The organism is Pontixanthobacter sp. CEM42, assembly GCF_017812015.1.
In the GTDB taxonomy this organism is placed as follows: Bacteria; Pseudomonadota; Alphaproteobacteria; order Sphingomonadales; family Sphingomonadaceae; genus Pontixanthobacter.
In genome coordinates this window covers 1,616,425-1,634,176 of record NZ_JADQTN010000001.1, presented here as the reverse complement: position 1 = coordinate 1,634,176, position 17,752 = coordinate 1,616,425, and the positions used below count along the sequence as shown (strand labels likewise).

Sequence of the window (17,752 nt, the reverse complement as noted above, 5' to 3'; positions counted from 1 at the left end):
CTCAATACCCGCCCTAGTACCCGCTAGCCTGCCCGTCCTTCCGCATCTCCGTTGCGCCCGAATACACGCCGGTTTCCGGATCGCGCACAATCGCTTGGTAGCCGCCGAACATGATGCCGTTATCGACCACGCGGACGTTGTGGCCCATGGCTTTCAGGCGCGCGATTGTTGCAGCGGAGATGCCGGGTTCGACATTCAGCGTGCCGAGCGGGTCTTTGCTGGGGCCGGATAGCGGCTCGGTCGGTTGGCGGCCGCCATCGTGGTTGAGGCGCGCGGCGTCGCCGGCTTCCTGCACATTCATCCCGTAATCGACCATATTGATCAGCACTTGCACGTGCCCTTGCGGCTGCATTCCGCCGCCCATCAGACCGAAGCTCATCCATGGTTTGCCGTCTTTCTTGGCGAAGGCGGGGATGATCGTGTGGAACGGGCGCTTGCCCGGTTCATAGGCGTTGGGGTGCGCGAGATCGAGGCTGAACAGCTCGCCGCGGTCCTGGAACATAAAGCCCAACCCGTCAGGCGTCAGACCGCCGCCCATGCCGCGGTAATTGGACTGGATCAGGCTGACCATCATGCCGTTTTTGTCAGTCACGGTAAGATAGGTGGTGTCGCCTTCGCCCTCTAGCTTGGGCTCGGGTGCAGGCTCGCCCGGCGCGAATTCGGGCGTGGCGCGTTCCGGATCGATCAAGGCAAAACGCTTCTTGCCATATGCGTCACTCAGCAGATCCATCGGGAAAGGCGCGAAATCGAGATCGGCATAGAAGCGCGCGACATCGGCATAGGCCAGCCGCTTCGCCTCGGTGATGTAATGCAGCACTTCGGGGGAACCGCGATCCCACTGCTTCAGATCGACATTTTTGAGGATGTTGACCATTTGCAGCGCGGCGAAGCCCTGGCCGTTGGGCGGGAGCTCGCACAGTTCATAGCCGCTGTGATAGGTGACGCAGGCGGGATCGACCCAGCTGCTGGTGTGGGTGGCGAAATCCTCGCGCGTGAAGGCGGAACCTTGCTGCTGAAGGTATGTGACCATCACATCGGTGAGCGCGCCGTCATAAAACGCGTCGCGGCCGTCTTTGCCGATGGTCTCCAGCGTTTGCGCGAGGTCGGGGTTCTTGAACACATCGCCTGCTGCGGGCGCGCCGTCAGCGAACCATGTCGCGCGGGCGTTGGAAAAATCGAACGGAGTGGCTTTCTGTCGCCGCTCGTACGCGCGAAGCGAGCGGTCGAGATACATCGCGATAACCGGCGCGACGGGGTGCCCTTCGCGCGCGTAGTTGACGGTCGGCGCAAGGATGTCTGCCATCGACAGCTTGCCGAACTTGCCGTGCATTTCGAACCATGCATCGACGGTGCCGGGGATGGTGATTGGCAGCGGGCCGACAGGGGGCAGGGCCTCTGCGCCATTCAGCTTCGCTTTGAGCTGGTCGAGCGTCTGGTTTTTGGGAGAACGGCCCGATCCGTTGATACCGTAAAGCTTCTCGGTCTTGGAGTCGTAAATGATCGCGTAGAGATCGCCGCCAATGCCGTTGCCAGTCGGTTCCATCAGGCCCAGCGCTGCATTGGCCGCAATCGCCGCATCAACGGCGGTGCCGCCGTCTTTAAGGATATCGAGCGCGATTTGCGTGGCGAGCGGATGCGCGGTCGCGGCCATGCCGTGTTGCGCGATTACCGGGCTGCGCGACCAATCCTTGCCGATGGGCCTGCCGCCCGCGCCGATAGTTTCCGATGCGCCGATAGCCGGCGTTTCTTCCGCCTCCTGCGAATGGGCTGGGATGGTGCTTGCTGTGATCAGCAGCGCGGCACTTGCAATCAATCGCATGGTGTTCTCCTCAAGCCGTGGCGGCTGTATTTTGATCGGAATATGTCATCCGGCTGACAAGCACAATCGCCAGCCACGCGGCGATGAAGCCAGGGATGATTTCGTACAGACCCGCGCCGCCGAGGAATTCTGCATTCCAGCCCAGCGCTATCCAGCCTGCGACCACAGCCGCGCCGGTGACCAATCCGGCCACTGCTCCTGCGCCGGTCATTTTCTTCCATGTCAGCGACAGGATAATCAGCGGGCCAAACGCCGCACCGAAGCCGGCCCATGCGTTCGAGACGAGGCCGAGTACCTGACTGTTGCGGTCGCTGGCGATCACCATCGCGGCCAGTGCCACCAGCAGCACGCATACTCGCCCGACATTGACGGTCTCGCGCTCGGTGGCTTCCTTTCGCAGGAACAGGCGGTAGAAATCCTCTGTCAGGCTGCTGGAGGCGACCAGTAGCTGCGAGCTGATTGTGCTCATGATCGCAGCGAGCAATGCGGCCAGCAGAAAGCCGGTGATCAGCGGATGGAACAGCGTATTGGCGAGGATGATGAAGATCGTCTCGGGATCCTCCACCACTATCCCGTTCTGCTCCGCATAGGCGCGTCCAGCAATCGCTACACCGACTGCGCCGATCAGCGCCACGCCCATCCAGCTCATGCCGATGCGGCGCGCGGTCTTGACCTCCTCAACGCTGCGCACCGCCATAAAGCGCACGATGATATGCGGCTGCCCGAAATAGCCGAGGCCCCATGCGACGGTGCTGAGGAAGCCGACCACGGTCAGTCCGCCAAACAGGCTGAGATAATTGGCATTACCCGCCGCCTGTGCTGCGCTTGCCGCTGCGTTCAGATCGGTGCCGCCCATCAGGATAACCACCGGCATCAGCACCAATGCGACGACCATGATGCAGCCCTGCACAAAGTCGGTCAGGCTGACCGCCAGAAATCCGCCGACCATCGTATAGACCAGCACCACACCCGCAGTGATCCAGATACCGATCATGTAGTCCGACATGCCAGCTGCACCGAACAATCCGGCAAAGCTCGTCTCAAACAACTTACCGCCGCCGACCAGCCCTGACGCTGTATAGACGGCGAAGAATGCAACGATAATGATCGCCGCAATCACCCGCAGTGTCACGGCCTGATCGGGGAAACGGTTCGCGAGAAATTGCGGAATGGTCAACGCGTTGCCCATTTCCTCGGTTTGTTTGCGTAACCTTGGCGCAACCACAATCCAGTTGATCCATGCACCGATAAACAGCCCGATCCCGATCCATGCCTCGACCAGACCCGCGACATAGAGTGCACCGGGCAGTCCCAGCAGCAACCAGCCCGACATATCTGAAGCGCCCGCCGAGAGAGCCGCCACCGCCGGATGCAAATTGCGCCCGCCGAGCAGATATCCCTCGCTGTCCGACGTCGATTTGCGCCAGGCGTAAAGCCCGATGGCGATCATCAGGATGAAGTAAGCGGCGAGCGAGATGTAGGTTCCGGTTTCCATACGCGGGTCCGTAACAAAGCTGGAGGGGGCTGGCCACTAGTCAGGACCGTTTTGCTCCGCCATGCATTGTTAGCGCAAACCACTCTTTCCAAAGGACCACTCACATGAACACTGGCCTCGCTCGCTTTACTGGCAAAACTGTCATCGTCACCGGCTCCTCTAGCGGGATTGGCGAGGGGATTGCGCGGCGCTTTGCCGAGGAGGGCGCGAATGTGGTGCTCAATTCGCGTAACCGCGCCGATTGCGAGAAAGTTGCGGAAACGTTGGATGCTGATCGCACGCTGATCGTTGAAGGCGATGTCAGTTCACCCGAGTTTGCAGCGCGGATTGTACGCAAGACGGTCGAGAAATTCGGCGCGCTCGATGTGCTGGTCAACAATGCCGGTGTTGCGCGGATGGGGCAGCTTGCAGATGCGCGCGACAAAGACATCGACGCGGTGATCGATATCAATGTGAAAGGCGTGATGTATCTCAGCCGGTCAGCGATCCCGGAGCTACTGAAGACCAAGGGCAACATCATCAACATTGCCAGCGTCTCAGGCCTCGGCGGGGACTGGATGATGCCGATCTACAATGCCTCTAAGGGTGCAGTGGTCAATCTGACCCGCGCGATGGCGTTGCAATTGGGGGCGCAGGATGTGCGGGTGAACTGCGTATGTCCTTCGCTTACCAAATCGGACATGACCGATGGTGTGACGGACAATGACGGCGCAATGAAAGCGATCAAGAACCGTATGCCGCTGGGCCGTGCGGCAGAGCCTGAAGAGATTGCTGGTCCGGTAGCATTCCTTGCATCAGACGATGCGGTGTTTGTGACCGGAGTGAATATGGCGGTCGATGGCGGTGTCAGCGCTTCCAACGGGCAGCCGAATTTCTTCGGGTAAATTTTCTTCAGCAAAATCCGCGGTAAGGTGTAACCCGTGGCGATGCGTGCGCGAATACCCTCAGGATAGACTACATATCCAAGGGATTGATTGATGAAAAAACTGCTTTCGATTGTTGCTGCTTTTGCGGCCTTGTTCGCTTTGACGCCTGCGGCGGCTGCTCCCGGCTGGACCGATTATAGCGCCAGCACGTTCACCGCCGCGCAAAATGCAGGCAAGACGATTGTCGTTGATGTGCATGCGAATTGGTGCCCCACTTGTAAGGCCCAACAACCGATCCTGAACGAACTACGCGCGGATAAACGCTTGAAAGGCGCAGTATTTATCAAGGTCGATTTCGACCAAGACAAAGCCTTCCTGCGGACGCACCGTGTTCCGCGCCAGTCGACCATCCTGGTATTCAAAGGCAAAAAGGAAACTGCTCGCTCAATCGCGCAAACCAATCGCACAGCGCTGCGCACTGTCGTGCTGAACGCTATCTGAGGCCTTCGGGTCGCCTACCCCCAAAGGTTTCTCAGAGAGGATCGTTACCATGCTGACTGGGTTTGCCCTGGCATTCGTCGCCGGTTTGGTGACGATCCTCAATCCTTGCGTGCTGCCGCTGATTCCGATCCTGATCGGGTCGGCTTTGGGGCAGAGCAAGTTCGGCCCGCTGGCGCTGGCTGCGGGTCTGGTGACATCGTTCACCATTTTCGGTTTCACGATTATCGCTTTCGGTTTTTCGCTCGGCATTGATGAGCGCGCGATCCGGATGTTTGCGGGCGGATTGCTGGTGCTGGCGGGGATTGTTCTGCTGGTGCCGCAATTGCAGGCGACTTTGAGCGCAGCGGCAACCCCGCTGACCAATCGCGGCAATCAGGCGCTTTCGAAGGTCTCCAATAAAGGCGTGCGCGGCCAGTATATGATCGGGTTGTTACTCGGTCTGGTCTGGGCACCATGTGTCGGCCCAACCTTGGGCGTCGCCATTGCGGCGGCGAGCACGGGCGAGAACCTTGTCTCAGCCTTCTTCACATTCCTGGTGTTCGGACTGGGTGTCGCAGTGTCGATCCTGCTATTCGCCTATGGATCGCGCAAAGCGCTGGGTGACCGGCGCAAGACGCTTTCCGGCTTCGCAAAATGGGGCAAGCCGCTCTTCGGATTGGCGCTAACATTGGTGGGTGTGATGGTCCTGACGGGCTTCGACAAAATGATCGAAGCATCGCTGATCGAAATCATGCCGTTGTGGCTGATCCAGTTCACCACGCGCTTCTAACTGCGGGCCAATGGAACCGAGGCGTGGAGAATCAACTGCACCAGCTTCACCCGACGATATTGATGTGTCAGCACACTGAAAAACAGGGACTTTTATGATCATCGCATTACTGGGCTTCACGGCCCTTTTTCTGGCGTTCAGCAATGGCGCGAACGACAATTTCAAAGGTTTCGCGACGGTCTGGGGCAGCGCATCGCTTACCTATCGCAAGGCGCTGATCTTCGCGACAATTGCGACTGTGCTGGGCGGTATCGCCTCGGTGCTGATCGCAGATGGCTTGGTCCAGCAATTCTCGGGCAAAGGTTTGGTCGGAACAGAGCTCGCCAATACACCTAGCTTCGCGCTCGCAGTCGCGAGCGGTGCAGCGGTGACCGTTATTCTGGCGACGCGTTTGGGTTTTCCGATCTCGACTACGCACGCACTGGTTGGCGGGTTGGTCGGCGCGGGCATCGCCCAAAGTGAAACGTCGATCAATCTGGGCAATCTTGGCGCGAAATTTGTGCTGCCATTGCTGACCAGCCCGTTCCTGTCGGCTTTCCTGGCCTTCATCGTCTATCTGGTGATCCGGCAAGTGCGCGGACGCAAGAAGGTCGCCGTCGAACATGCCGAGGCAGAGGCGCGCGAGCACGGCAAAGATCACCCGACGCCGGTACTGGACGCGGTCCACTACCTGTCTGCGACAAGCATCTGCTTTGCGCGCGGGGTGAACGACACGCCAAAATTGGCGGCGCTTCTGATTGGCACACAAGTCGCGAGCGCTGCAGAGTCAGCCGTTGCAGTTACGATTGCGATGGGCATCGGCGGCTGGTTGCTGTCACGCCGGGTGGCCGAAACCATGAGCCTGAAACTCAATCATCTCGATCCGACCCAAGGCGTTTCGGCCAATCTGATCACCGCAGGTCTGGTGCTAGGCGCAAGCCGGTTCGGCCTGCCAGTATCAACTACGCATGTTTCGGTCGGATCGATCATCGGAACTGGCGCGGGTGCAGGCACGCTCGACCTGTCGATGGTCCGCAATGTGATCATGAGCTGGGTTGCGACACTACCGATTGCCGCGGGAATTGCGTTTGCGGTTGGTTTGGTGGTCTAAAAAGAAACCCCCTCACTTCGCTTTGAAGGAGGGGGTGTCTTTCTTAGTCTTCCGCGCGCTTCTTTTCTTTCTTGCGCTCGTTCGGGTCGAGCGTTGCTTTGCGCAGGCGGATATTTTCCGGGGTGACTTCGACCATTTCATCATTGTCGATATAGGCAATGGCCTGTTCCAGCGTCATTACCTTTGGCGGAGTGAGGCGGATAGCATCATCCTTGCCGCTTGAGCGGAAGTTGGTCAGCTGCTTCGATTTCATGGGATTTACCTCCATGTCCTCGGGCTTGGCGTTTTCGCCGATGATCATGCCTTCGTAGAGCTTCTCTTTCGGCTTCACGAACAGGATGCCGCGCTCTTCAAGCATGTTGAGAGCGTAGGTGATCGCTTCACCGTTCTCACGGCTGATCAGTACGCCGTTCTGACGGCCGCCGATTTTGCCTTTGTAAGGGCCGTATTTCTCGAACAGGCGGTTCATGATGCCGGTGCCGCGCGTATCCGTCAGGAATTCGCCGTGATAACCGATCAGACCGCGTGACGGGGCGCTGAAGGTAATCCGGGTTTTACCGCCACCGCTGGGGCGCATATCGGTCATTTCACCCTTACGCAGAGCGAGCTTTTCAACCACGGTGCCGGAGAATTCATCATCCACGTCGATCACGACGGTTTCATATGGTTCGGTACGCTTGCCGTTCTCGTCTTCGCGGAACAGCACGCGTGGGCGGCTGATGCCGAGTTCAAAGCCTTCGCGGCGCATTGTTTCGATAAGAACGCCAAGCTGCAATTCGCCGCGGCCAGCAACTTCAAAGCTGTCTTTGTCGTGGGACTCGGTGATTTTGATCGCAACGTTGCTTTCGGCTTCACGAGCCAGACGGTCGCGGATCATGCGGCTGGTGACTTTGCTGCCTTCGCGGCCAGCCAACGGGCTGTCGTTGACGGCAAAACGCATCGATAGGGTCGGCGGATCGATAGGCTGCGCTTGCAGCGGCTCTGTTACATCCGGATCGCAAATCGTGTTCGAAACGGTCGCAACGGTAAGGCCTGCGAGCGAGATAATATCGCCTGCTTTCGCTTCCTCAACCGGTACGCGGTCAAGTCCTTCGAACGACATCAGTTTCGATGCGCGGCCGGTTTCGATCACATTGCCGTCTGCATCGAGCGCATGGATCGGCGAGTTCACTTTGATCGTGCCCGATTCCACTTTGCCGGTGAGGACGCGGCCGAGGAAGTTGTCACGATCAAGCAGCGTAACGAGGAATTTGAACGGCGCATCGACGTCTGCCTGAGGGGCAGGGACGTGACTGACGATTGTTTCGAACAAAGGTGTCAGATCGCCGCTGCGTGCGTTAATGTCTTCGCTGGCGTAGCCGTCACGGCCCGATGCGTAGAGCACAGGAAAATCAAGCTGTTCGTCATTCGCGTCGAGCGAGACGAACAGGTCGAACACTTCGTCGAGCACTTCTTCCGCGCGGCCATCGGGACGGTCGATCTTGTTGACGACAACAATAGGTTTGAGGCCAAGCGCGAGCGCTTTTCCGGTCACAAATTTGGTCTGCGGCATTGCACCTTCGGAGCTATCGACCAACAGGATTACCCCGTCGACCATCGACAGAATACGCTCAACCTCGCCGCCAAAATCGGCGTGTCCGGGTGTGTCGACGATATTGATACGGCGGGCGTCGTCGCCTTCGCCGTATTCGACTGAAGTGCACTTCGCGAGAATGGTAATGCCGCGCTCTTTCTCCAGATCGTTGGAGTCCATCGCCCGCTCTTCAACGCGCTGGTTGTCGCGGAACGTGCCGGATTGACGGAAGAGCTGGTCGACAAGTGTGGTTTTGCCGTGGTCGACGTGGGCGATAATCGCCACGTTACGCTGGTTAGCGGACATCAGTTTGTGCTTTCAATTAGAGTACACGCAATTGTGCGGTGCAACATCGGAGTGCAATATGGCGCGCGCCCTAGCGGAGAGGCCGTCAAACAGCAAGCGCTACGGGGTAAAATCGGCTGTGGCTTATGTGCAACAAATGCATAGTGCGAGGGAGTTAGCGCGCAAGGTTACGTAACGTAAGGCTTCCACTTGGCGGAATTTACGGGCATACCTATGCACACAGTTAAGACTGCGATTGGGAAACGTTCACCATAAGGGCGGCTCGATCACAACATAGGATGGGAGAATCCATGAAAGTTACTACACGTAATTATGGCGTAGCCTCACGCGCTACGCTGTTCGCTGGCGTTGCCGCTCTCGGGCTTGCAATGCCTTCGGTCGCAATGGCTCAGGACACTGGCGACGCAGAGGCTGAGGACGATGTCGATGAGAATGTGATCATCGTTACCGCTTCCAAGCGTGAAACCAGCCTGAAAGAGACACCGATTGCGGTTTCCGTTACAACGGGTGAAGTTCTTGAGACGGCGCAAATCCGTGACGTTCTCGATCTCCAAACCGTCACTCCATCACTGCGTGTCAGCCAGCTGCAGACATCTTCTGCATCCACATTCATCGTTCGCGGCTTCGGTAACGGCGATAACAACTTCGGTATTGAACCATCGGTTGGTGTGTTCATTGACGGCGTGTTCCGTTCGCGCTCTGCGGCGGCCCTGTCTGACCTTCCAAACGTCCAACGGATCGAGGTTCTGAACGGCCCCCAATCGACCCTGTTCGGTAAGAACGCATCTGCTGGTGTTATTTCGGTTGTGACCCGCGAACCGCAGTTCGAATTCGGCGGTGCGGTTGAAGCCAGCTACGGCAATTTCAACAACGTCGTGATCAAGGGCGACATTACCGGCCCAATCACCGATGCGATCGCATTCTCGCTCGACGGTAGTTACAACCGCCGTGACGGCTACGCGACTATCGTGAATTTGAATGAAGAGCAGAACAACCGCAATCGCTGGTCTGCACGCGGTCAGCTTCTGATCGAGCCAACGCCGAACCTCAAAATTCGTGCGATTGCCGATTATTCGCGGATCGACGAAGTTTGCTGTCAGGTCAGCACATTGGTTTCTGGTCCGGTTACCGGCGCGATCAACGCTGTTGGCGGTCAGCTCGACACCAACTTCTTCAGCTACAATGCATTCCTGAACTTTGTCCCAACCAACGAAGTCGACAACTATGGCGGCTCGGTGCAGATCGACTGGGAAAGCGATACGATCCAAGTGACTTCGATCACTGCCTATCGTGAGCTGGAGAACTTCTTCCTGTCGGACATTGACTATACCAGCGCGTCGCTGGCGACAGAAACACGCGACCAGGCGGTGAAAAGCTTCACTCAGGAATTCCGCATCGCGTCGGATTTCGACGGACCGATCAACTTCCTGCTCGGTGCGTACTATTTTGACGAAACGATCACACAAGACAGTGCGATCCAAAATGGTGCCGACATCCGCGATGTGTTTGAGCTCCTCGCAGGCGGCAACCCTGCAGACGTTCTGTCAGGCGCGCCATCGGTGTTTAACGGTGTAGAGGCAGGTCTTGGCCTACAACAGGAAAGCATTTTCCTTACGCCGCTATTGTCGGAAGAAACTTTCTCGATGGACAACACGTCCTATTCGATCTTCGGTACGGTTGATTTTGAACCAGTTGAAGGCTTGGTCTTCACAGGCGGTTTCAACTACACTGACGATAAGAAAGACTTTGCGCTGTCGCAGATTAGCCCTGATCCATTGGGTCAAGTTAACCTCGTTGATGCGTTTATCACTATCGCATCGGGTGGTGCTGTGACCACGCGGGATCAGTTCCAAGCGCTTCCACAAGCGAACCAGGATGCATTGCTGGCTGCTGCGACTAGTGCGGCAAACCCGTTTATCGGGCTGCAGGCATTCCAGTTTCAGCCGCCATTCCTGACTATTCCGAATGCGGTTGAAGATGGCCGGACGCGTGATGACAAGTTCACTTATCTGGGACGCGTTGCGTACCAGGTTTCGGACGAAATCAACGTCTATGCCAGCTACGCAACCGGCTTCAAAGCTAGCTCGGTCAACCTGTCGCGTGACAGCCGCCCATCGTCGGCAGACTATGTGGCCGGTCCAAGCGGGTCGTTCTTTGCCGCGCCGGACTCGCCGATTACCAATGCAGGCTTGGCGGTTGCCAACCTGTCAAGCGGTTCGCGCTTCGCAGGTCCTGAGAATGCCGAAGTCTACGAGCTGGGTCTGAAGGCACAATGGCCTGGCTTCGGTTTCAACGTTGCGTTGTTCGACCAGACGATCAAAGGCTTCCAGAGCCTCGCCTTTACCGGCACCGGTTTTGCTCTGCAAAATGCCGGTCAGCAGTCGGTTAAAGGTTTCGAATTTGATGCCACGATCAATCCGACGGATGGTCTGGTGCTCACCTTCGCAACGACCTACCTTGATCCTCTGTTTGACGATTTCCCAGGCAGCGTTCTGGGTGATCTGAGCGGCGTGCGTCCTGGCGGTATTCCTGAGTGGGCGATCTCTACTTCGGCGACCTACACGCATGATTTCGGTGCGAGCGGAAATCAGCTGGTTACTCGTGTGGACTACAGCCACGAGAGTAACACGCCGATTAACAACGGTTTGCCAACCTTCAACGCCGGTTTGGGCAACACCCAAATCTTTGATCGTGAAGTAAACCTGGTCAACGGTTCGATGACGTTCAAAATGGAGAACGGCGTGGAAGTCGGGGCCTATGTCCGCAACCTGCTCAACAGCCAGTACATCCTGACGGTGTTCGATGGTGTTGCACAGGCCGGTACAGTGTCGGGTTACCCGAGCGCACCACGCACATATGGCGGTGTTGTTCGCTTCAAGTTCTAAACCGAACAACCAATCTATCGAGAAGGGGCTGCCGCAAGGCGGTCCCTTTTTCGTTGCGCGTTGTGCAGAATTATGGTGCGTTCCAAATCAGGACTGAGAAAGGGAGGGACTGACTATGGAACATATGTTGATGCCGTACAGAAAGTTGTACCGGTTGATCGAAGGGCGTTCGGGACGCAGAGAGTTCTGGATGTTTGTATTGCTCAACGCGATTATCCTTGTTGGGCTGGTTGCGCTGATGTTTCTATTTGCAGGTGGCATGTCGGCGCTAGATCCGACTAGCGCGATGATGGGTCCCCTGATGGGCGCCGGTTTTGGCTTTGCAATGCTGATCTTCATTCCGGCTTATATCTGGATGATATTGACGGGCGTGGCCTCTGTGGCGGTATCGATCCGGCGCTTGCATGATATGAATCTGACTGGATGGATTTATGTCGGTTACATCCTGCTTTCGTTCGTGCCGATCCTGAACTTTCTGGTGTTCATCGCCTATCTTGTCGTGATGGCGTTGCCGGGCACGAAGGGTGCCAATAAATATGGTGAAGATCCGCTCGATCCAGTGAGCGCTTCAACCTTCGAATAAGGCTCCGCTGAGGCTGAGTGAGAGGTGCCCTACAGCGCTCTCAACGCTTGTGCCGGTTTCGCTTTCAGCAGTGGGAGCGAGCCGGCCAGCGCAAACACCATCACAAAGCCGAGTCCGCCGCCAAGGACTGCAAGAACTTCCCACCAGTTGGGGAGCCAGTCGAACTCGAACAGTTGAGTGATAACCAGCCACGCGAGACCGCTGCCCAAACCAAGAGCCACAACGGCCAGGATCAACGCGAGAATACCGTATTCGGCAAGCTGCATGACCATGATCTGCCGCCGGCTCGCGCCCAGCACACGCATTACCACGGTGTCATAGGTTCTGGCGGCCCGCGCCGCTGCGATGGCGCCGATTAACACTGCCAGACCGGCGAGCACGGCCACCGATGCAGCGGCGAAAGTGGCAAGGCCAACTTGGCTGAGAATGACCCGGGCTTCCGACAGTACCTGACCGATTTCGATAACTGAGCTGGAGGGGAATTCCTTGACCAGCTGACGCAGCAACGGGCCGGTAGCGGCGCCTTCCGGCAATTCGATAGTCGCCGCTATGTTATGCGGCGCATCCGCAAGCGCGTTGGACGAGAATACCAGCACGTAGTTGAAGCCCATATTTTCCCAGTCGATCTGCCGGAAATTGGCCACGCGCGCGGTCTTCTCGACACCCAGCACACCGACGGTGATTTGATCTCCGATCTTAAGATCAATGGCAGTGGCAAATTCCTGATCGACGGAGACCAGGGGTTCATCGGCATAATCGGCAGCCCACCAGTCGCCTTCGGTCAGCGAATTACCTATCGGTAACTCGTCGGCATAGGTAAGCCCGCGCTCGCCGCGCAAAGGCCATGCGCCATCGGGAATTTCCTCCAGATCGGATACGCGGATCATGCTGTCCTCAGGCCCGTAGGCGAGGATGGCACCGCGCAGGGCAGGGACGGTGCGAATGGCCGCGTCTGCTTGGTCTGCTTGAACCAATGTTTCAAATTCGCCAACGCGGTCGCGAGGGATATCGAGCACGAAGTAATCGGGCGCCTGTTCGGGGACGCGCCGGTCGATATTGCCGTCGATGCTGCTCTGGATCGCGGCAAGCAGCACGAACGCGCTCAGGCCGAAGCCGAGTGCTGTTACCAGTGCCCCGGTCGAGGATCCGGGACGATGCAGATTGGCCATTGCGTTGCGGATCAACGGATTGGCAGGGCGTGGGAGTTTCTCGGACAGCTTGCGAATGCCGAAACCGAGCAGTGCGAGCAGACCAAGCACTACTATCGCGCCGAGCAGGAAGCCGCCGGACAGCAACGGCTGACGCGCAGTGAGCAGCGCCAACGCAACAATACCGGCCATGCCGCCGATTACCCACGCCAGTGCGCGTCCGTCACGCGAGAGCGGCACAACACGGGCGCGCATCAGCGCCATTGCTGGGAAACGGCGTGCGCGAAGAATTGGCGTCGCCGCGAATACCAGCGCGACCAACAAGCCATATGCCGCGGCGATCACGAGGGCAGTAGGCTCGAAGACGAAGCCGGTATCGACGGGCAGCAAGCCATCGAGCGCTGCTGCGAGCAGCGGCGTAACCAGAACGCCAGCGAGCAATCCGACCAAGCTGCCAATCAGAGCCGCCGCGCCGACCTGCAATCCGTAGATGCGGGCAATGTCGTGGCTCGATGCGCCAAGAACTTTAAGCGTCGCAATGCTGGCGCGGCGGGCCTCGAGATAAGACGATACACCCCCGCCAATACCGATGCCTGCAATGACCAACGCAGCAAGGCCAACCAGCGTCAGAAACTCGCCCATTCGCGATACAAAGCGGTCTGCGCCGGGCGACGCGCGGTCGCGGGTGCGGAAATCGAACCCTGCATTGGGGAATTGCTCTTCCAATTCCTCCTGCACATCGTCGGGGGAACGGTTTCCTTCGAAAGCCACACGGTATTTGCTTTGATACATTGAGCCGGGCGCGAGCAACCCAGCCGCTGCCGGCGTGTCTTCGGACACAAGTATGGTGGGGCCAAGCTGGAAGCCTTCGCTTAACCGGTCAGGTTCGTTACCGATGATGCCCTTTGCAATAAGTTCGGTCTGGCCGACGCGAAATGTGTCGCCGACCTTGATGCCAAGCCGGTCAATTGCCCCTTGGCCGAGCCATGCTTCACCGGGCTTTGGTGCAGCAGCCTCGCTGCCATCTGCCAATGTCAGCGTGCCGTAAAGCGGCCATTTGGTATCAACCGCCTTGAGTTCAATCGGCGCGGCATTCTCGCCCGCAGAAGCCATGGCTTGCAGCCGTGTTCCGCCCGAAATCTCGCCCAATTCCTCGAGCGCAGCTTTTTCTTCGTCGAGCAGATCGCGCTGCCAGACTTCCACTTCCAAATCACCGCCGAGCAATTCTTGCCCGCGGCCTTCCAGTTCACTCTCGATCGCGCCGGTCAGCGTGCCGATTGCTGCCAAAGCACCGGTGCCCAAAAACAGGCAAACCAGCAGAAGGCGCAAGCCTTTGAACCGCGCATTCAGGTCGCGCTTGGCAATGCGCCAAGCGGTGTTCCAGGAAATTGTCTCGCTCACGCTGCTTTGGTGCCGTTCTTCGTATCGGTGGCAATCAGACCGTCGCCAATGGTCACAATGCGGTCACAGCGTTCGGCGAGTTCTACGTCGTGGGTAATCACCACCAATGTCGCGCCGGTGTCTTCGCGCCGTTTGAAAAGCAATTCGATAATGTCATGGCCGGTCGAGACGTCCAGATTGCCGGTTGGCTCGTCGGCGAAGATCAATTCCGGTCCCGGCGCAATCGCGCGGGCAATCGCCACGCGCTGCTGCTCGCCGCCCGAAAGCTGTGTGGGGTAATGGTCTAGACGGTGGCCCAGACCAACCGCTTCCAGCTCTGCCTTGGCTTTGCTGGTCGCATCAGGATCGCCCGCCAGTTCCATCGGCGTTGCGACATTTTCCAGTGCGGTCATTGTCGGCAGCAAGTGGAATGCTTGCAACACGATACCGATATGGCCGCGCCGCGCCTTCGCCAGCCCGTCCTCGTCCATCGTCGTGAAATCTTGCCCTGCGACGGTCAGATCGCCGCCAGAGGCGCGCTCTAGGCCGGACAGCACCGCCATAAGCGAGCTTTTGCCCGAGCCAGAGGGGCCGAGCAGTGCCAGCACCTCGCCGTTAGCAACATCGAGATCGATCCCGCGCAGCACCTCGACCGGGTTTTTATCCGGATCATAGGTCAGTGTGAGATTTCGAGCGGAAATAGAGTTTTGACTTGCCACTGAAGTCCAATCGCATAGGAAAAGGGTACGAGCAAGGAGGCTCACCGATGCAACTACGCCGTTTGTCGATTGTTCCTGTTTTATTTTCTGCGCTGTTTTTGGCGGCATGCGGTAGCGAGGCGCCCGTTCCCAAGAGCGATGCCGAAGCGTCACGCGATGCCACGGTTGAGCAACCTGTGATGGGGCCGGAGCAACGCATTCTGGCCTTCGGTGATAGCCTGTTCGCCGGATATAACGTGGCATCCGATGATAGCTATCCGGCCAAGTTGGAGGCATCTTTGCGCGCTCAGGGGATCAATGCCCGGGTGACCAATGCCGGTGTGTCGGGCGATACCACTGCAGCAGGATTGCAGCGCCTGACCTTCACTCTCGATGGTCAGCCAGAAAAACCCGATCTGTTTATTCTGGAGCTTGGCGGCAATGATTTGCTGCGCGGCTTGCCGGTGTCAGAGACCCGCAAGAACATTGAGACGATGCTGCAAGAGCTTCAGAAACGTGAAATTCCCGTCCTTCTGATGGGTATGCGCGCTCCGCCCAATTTCGCTGAGTTTCAGGAGGCTTTCGACAACCTCTATCCGGAATTGGCCAAGCAATATGGCGCCGATCTGGTCCCGTTTTTTCAGGAATCGATCTACGATAAGCCCGAGCTCATCCAAGGCGACCGCGTCCACCCGACCGAAGAGGGCATTGAGACGCTGGTCGGGGCGACGGTTGGGGCGGTGAAAGAGGCGCTGCCGGAGGGGTGAAAAGCCGCTTTGCGTGACTAGCCGCCTCCATAAACTGAGAGAAGAAATACATCAGTTGATGCACACGAACAGGCTAGGCAGTTACCGTTGATTGTAACAGAATTACGTCAATTCCGACTTTCGCCAGAAATAGAATCAATGCGATGAGACCGAAGAGGCCTTTCGGCATTCCGCGTGTCGACAGCCAGAGCATGAGTCTAAAATCGCGATCACTAAGTGGGTTTGCTGGACTAGCAAAATTCGGTGTCAGCCTTTTGGCGAGCCTCTTCCAATCATCCCAACTTAGGCGCTCACCAGCGCTTATCTTTTGAAAAATGTCCCTAAAGTCTTGATGCTCGGCGTCGAGCTTCGCATCAATACGCACGCAAGCTCTTTCTACAGATTGAGCGACGCCGTCCGAGAATACGGCACCACCGAATAATAGAACCAATAATAGCTCAGTTGCGAACTTGCCCCACTCCAACCAAGCTCTCAAGTCGGGTGATACGGAAAGTTCGATGACTTCTATCGGTGGAGCTGCAAGTGTAAGAGATACTAAAGCGATAGCAAAAACTAGCGCTATGACTCCCCAGCGGGTCGACTCAGATTTAGGTTTCGATGCAGAATGATCAGTCATCGATTCAGCCTACTTAACTTCCACTAATCAGCAAGGTCTCGGCATAGGCTTTGATGGGCTTGGGTAATGACCTCAAAACCGCTCCACCCTACCATCAACTACCCGCCAAACCGCGGCTTCTTCGCGGATGGCTTCAAACGGTGCCAGCTCCGTACCTGTCAGCCACACTTGTGCGCCGCTATCGCGTAGCCGTTCGAACAGGGCCTCGCGGCGGATCGGGTCCAGGTGAGCAGCGACTTCATCGAGTAGCAGCAGGTTGGGGCGGCCCCTTGCGGCGAGGTTAGCATGGGCGAGGATAATCGCGATCAGCATCGCTTTTTGCTCTCCGGTAGAGCAGCTGGCGGCGGGGGCGTTCTTGCCTTCCATTGCGACTTCAAGCTCATCGCGGTGCGGGCCGATGAGCGTGCGGGAGGCAGCGCGGTCCTTGCGGCGGTTGTCGCGCAGGGCCTCTGCCAGATCGCTTTGCATTATCGGGGCACCCGCCGCGTATGACAGGGCGGGGCGGGCGAACGGTTCGGAGGGGAGCGTCGCAAGCTCCTCCATTATGCGCGAGATCAGGCCTGCACGGCCTGCGGCAAGCGCAGCGCCGTGTTCGGCCATTTGTGTCTCAACGCCATCCAGCCATGCGGCTTCGGGCTCTCTCTCGTCACTCAGCAAGCGATTGCGTTCGCGTAGGGCGGCCTCGTACCGTGTGGCATGGCGGGCGTGGAGCGGATCCACCGCCAGTGCCATTCGGTCAACGAAGCGCCGCCTCGCGCCTGCGCTATCGGTAAATAACCGGTCCATGGCGGGGGTGAGCCAGCCAATCGCGAGCCATTCGCCCAGACTGACTGCGCTGGTCTCGCTGCCATTGATGCGTACCAGCCTGCGGCCCGGCTGTGCCGGCTTGGTATAGCTGCCCAGTCGTACAGGCTCTTGATCTGGCTCAGTGGCTAGCGATGCGCCAATGGCCAATTCGCCATCACCGCTGCTGCCAGCCATCTCTGCCAGTGCCGCACGTCGCAATCCGCGTCCTGGGGCGAACAGCGAGATAGCTTCGAGTATGTTGGTTTTACCCGCACCGTTCTCCCCCACCAACAGGTTGAACCGCCGCGTGTCATCAAGCCGCGTCTCGGCGTGATTGCGAAAGTGGGAGAGGGTGATTTGGTTGAGAGCCATGTGTAAATTGGCACTAGCCAGAGACATCACCACGCGCCACTCCAAACCGCAATTCTAATAGTTGGTGAAAAATCCCAACATTCAGGAAGTGTTAATGT

General features: G+C 57.9%; 14 protein-coding genes. 7 read left to right on the top strand and 7 right to left on the bottom strand.

The window, feature by feature from the left end; genetic code table 11:
* Positions 1-13: 13 nt before the first annotated feature.
* Together J9777_RS07830 and putP are read right to left on the bottom strand one after the other, a co-directional pair.
* Positions 14-1,819: a gamma-glutamyltransferase family protein gene (locus J9777_RS07830; protein ID WP_209348160.1), complete on the bottom strand. Its 1,806-nt coding sequence runs from the start codon at positions 1,817-1,819 to the stop codon at positions 14-16.
* Positions 1,820-1,829: 10 nt separating this feature from the next.
* On the bottom strand, positions 1,830-3,314 hold the full coding sequence (putP, locus tag J9777_RS07825; protein WP_209348159.1) for a sodium/proline symporter PutP: 1,485 nt from the start codon (positions 3,312-3,314) through the stop codon (positions 1,830-1,832).
* Between the two features lie 104 nt (positions 3,315-3,418).
* Between putP and J9777_RS07820 the strand changes: the two genes are divergently transcribed.
* The 4 genes from J9777_RS07820 (at position 3,419) to J9777_RS07805 (ending at position 6,540) form a co-directional block, all read left to right on the top strand.
* Entirely contained in the window at positions 3,419-4,198 is a 780-nt protein-coding gene (locus tag J9777_RS07820; RefSeq protein WP_209348158.1) for an SDR family oxidoreductase, read from the top strand.
* A 93-nt stretch (positions 4,199-4,291) separates the two neighbouring features.
* Positions 4,292-4,681, top strand: a complete 390-nt coding sequence (locus J9777_RS07815) for a thioredoxin family protein (RefSeq protein WP_209348157.1) — start codon at positions 4,292-4,294, stop codon at positions 4,679-4,681.
* 49 nt (positions 4,682-4,730) lie between these two features.
* On the top strand, positions 4,731-5,450 hold the full coding sequence (locus tag J9777_RS07810; RefSeq protein ID WP_209348156.1) for a cytochrome c biogenesis CcdA family protein: 720 nt from the start codon (positions 4,731-4,733) through the stop codon (positions 5,448-5,450).
* A 94-nt stretch (positions 5,451-5,544) separates the two neighbouring features.
* Positions 5,545-6,540 carry an inorganic phosphate transporter gene (locus J9777_RS07805; RefSeq protein WP_209348155.1) on the top strand — a complete coding sequence of 332 codons (996 nt, stop codon included), beginning with the start codon at positions 5,545-5,547 and terminating at the stop codon, positions 6,538-6,540.
* A gap of 43 nt (positions 6,541-6,583) precedes the next feature.
* Here the strand turns inward: J9777_RS07805 and typA are convergent, their stop codons facing one another.
* Positions 6,584-8,419, bottom strand: a complete 1,836-nt coding sequence (typA, locus tag J9777_RS07800; protein WP_209348154.1) for a translational GTPase TypA — start codon at positions 8,417-8,419, stop codon at positions 6,584-6,586.
* Between the two features lie 290 nt (positions 8,420-8,709).
* Between typA and J9777_RS07795 the strand changes: the two genes are divergently transcribed.
* Both J9777_RS07795 and J9777_RS07790 read left to right on the top strand, forming a co-directional pair.
* On the top strand, positions 8,710-11,304 hold the full coding sequence (locus J9777_RS07795; protein WP_209348153.1) for a TonB-dependent receptor: 2,595 nt from the start codon (positions 8,710-8,712) through the stop codon (positions 11,302-11,304).
* A 130-nt stretch (positions 11,305-11,434) separates the two neighbouring features.
* A complete protein-coding gene (locus J9777_RS07790; protein WP_245228540.1) occupies positions 11,435-11,887 on the top strand; it encodes a DUF805 domain-containing protein in 453 nt (150 codons plus the stop codon).
* A gap of 29 nt (positions 11,888-11,916) precedes the next feature.
* On the opposite strand, the gene J9777_RS07785 is transcribed toward J9777_RS07790, so the two are convergent.
* Both J9777_RS07785 and J9777_RS07780 read right to left on the bottom strand, forming a co-directional pair.
* Entirely contained in the window at positions 11,917-14,436 is a 2,520-nt protein-coding gene (locus J9777_RS07785) for an FtsX-like permease family protein (RefSeq protein ID WP_209348151.1), read from the bottom strand.
* Complete coding sequence (locus tag J9777_RS07780; RefSeq protein ID WP_348631954.1) at positions 14,433-15,134, bottom strand: ABC transporter ATP-binding protein; 702 nt, start codon at positions 15,132-15,134, stop codon at positions 14,433-14,435. The genes J9777_RS07785 and J9777_RS07780 overlap by 4 nt, the downstream gene beginning before the upstream one ends.
* A gap of 47 nt (positions 15,135-15,181) precedes the next feature.
* Between J9777_RS07780 and J9777_RS07775 the strand changes: the two genes are divergently transcribed.
* Positions 15,182-15,880 carry an arylesterase gene (locus tag J9777_RS07775; RefSeq protein WP_209348149.1) on the top strand — a complete coding sequence of 233 codons (699 nt, stop codon included), beginning with the start codon at positions 15,182-15,184 and terminating at the stop codon, positions 15,878-15,880.
* A gap of 73 nt (positions 15,881-15,953) precedes the next feature.
* Here J9777_RS07775 and J9777_RS07770 read toward each other — a convergent pair whose 3' ends face one another.
* Both J9777_RS07770 and recF read right to left on the bottom strand, forming a co-directional pair.
* On the bottom strand, positions 15,954-16,496 hold the full coding sequence (locus J9777_RS07770) for a hypothetical protein (RefSeq protein WP_209348148.1): 543 nt from the start codon (positions 16,494-16,496) through the stop codon (positions 15,954-15,956).
* A 72-nt stretch (positions 16,497-16,568) separates the two neighbouring features.
* Positions 16,569-17,654, bottom strand: coding sequence for a DNA replication/repair protein RecF (gene recF, locus J9777_RS07765; RefSeq protein ID WP_209348651.1), 1,086 nt, complete (start codon positions 17,652-17,654; stop codon positions 16,569-16,571).
* Between the last annotated feature and the right edge of the window lie 98 nt (positions 17,655-17,752).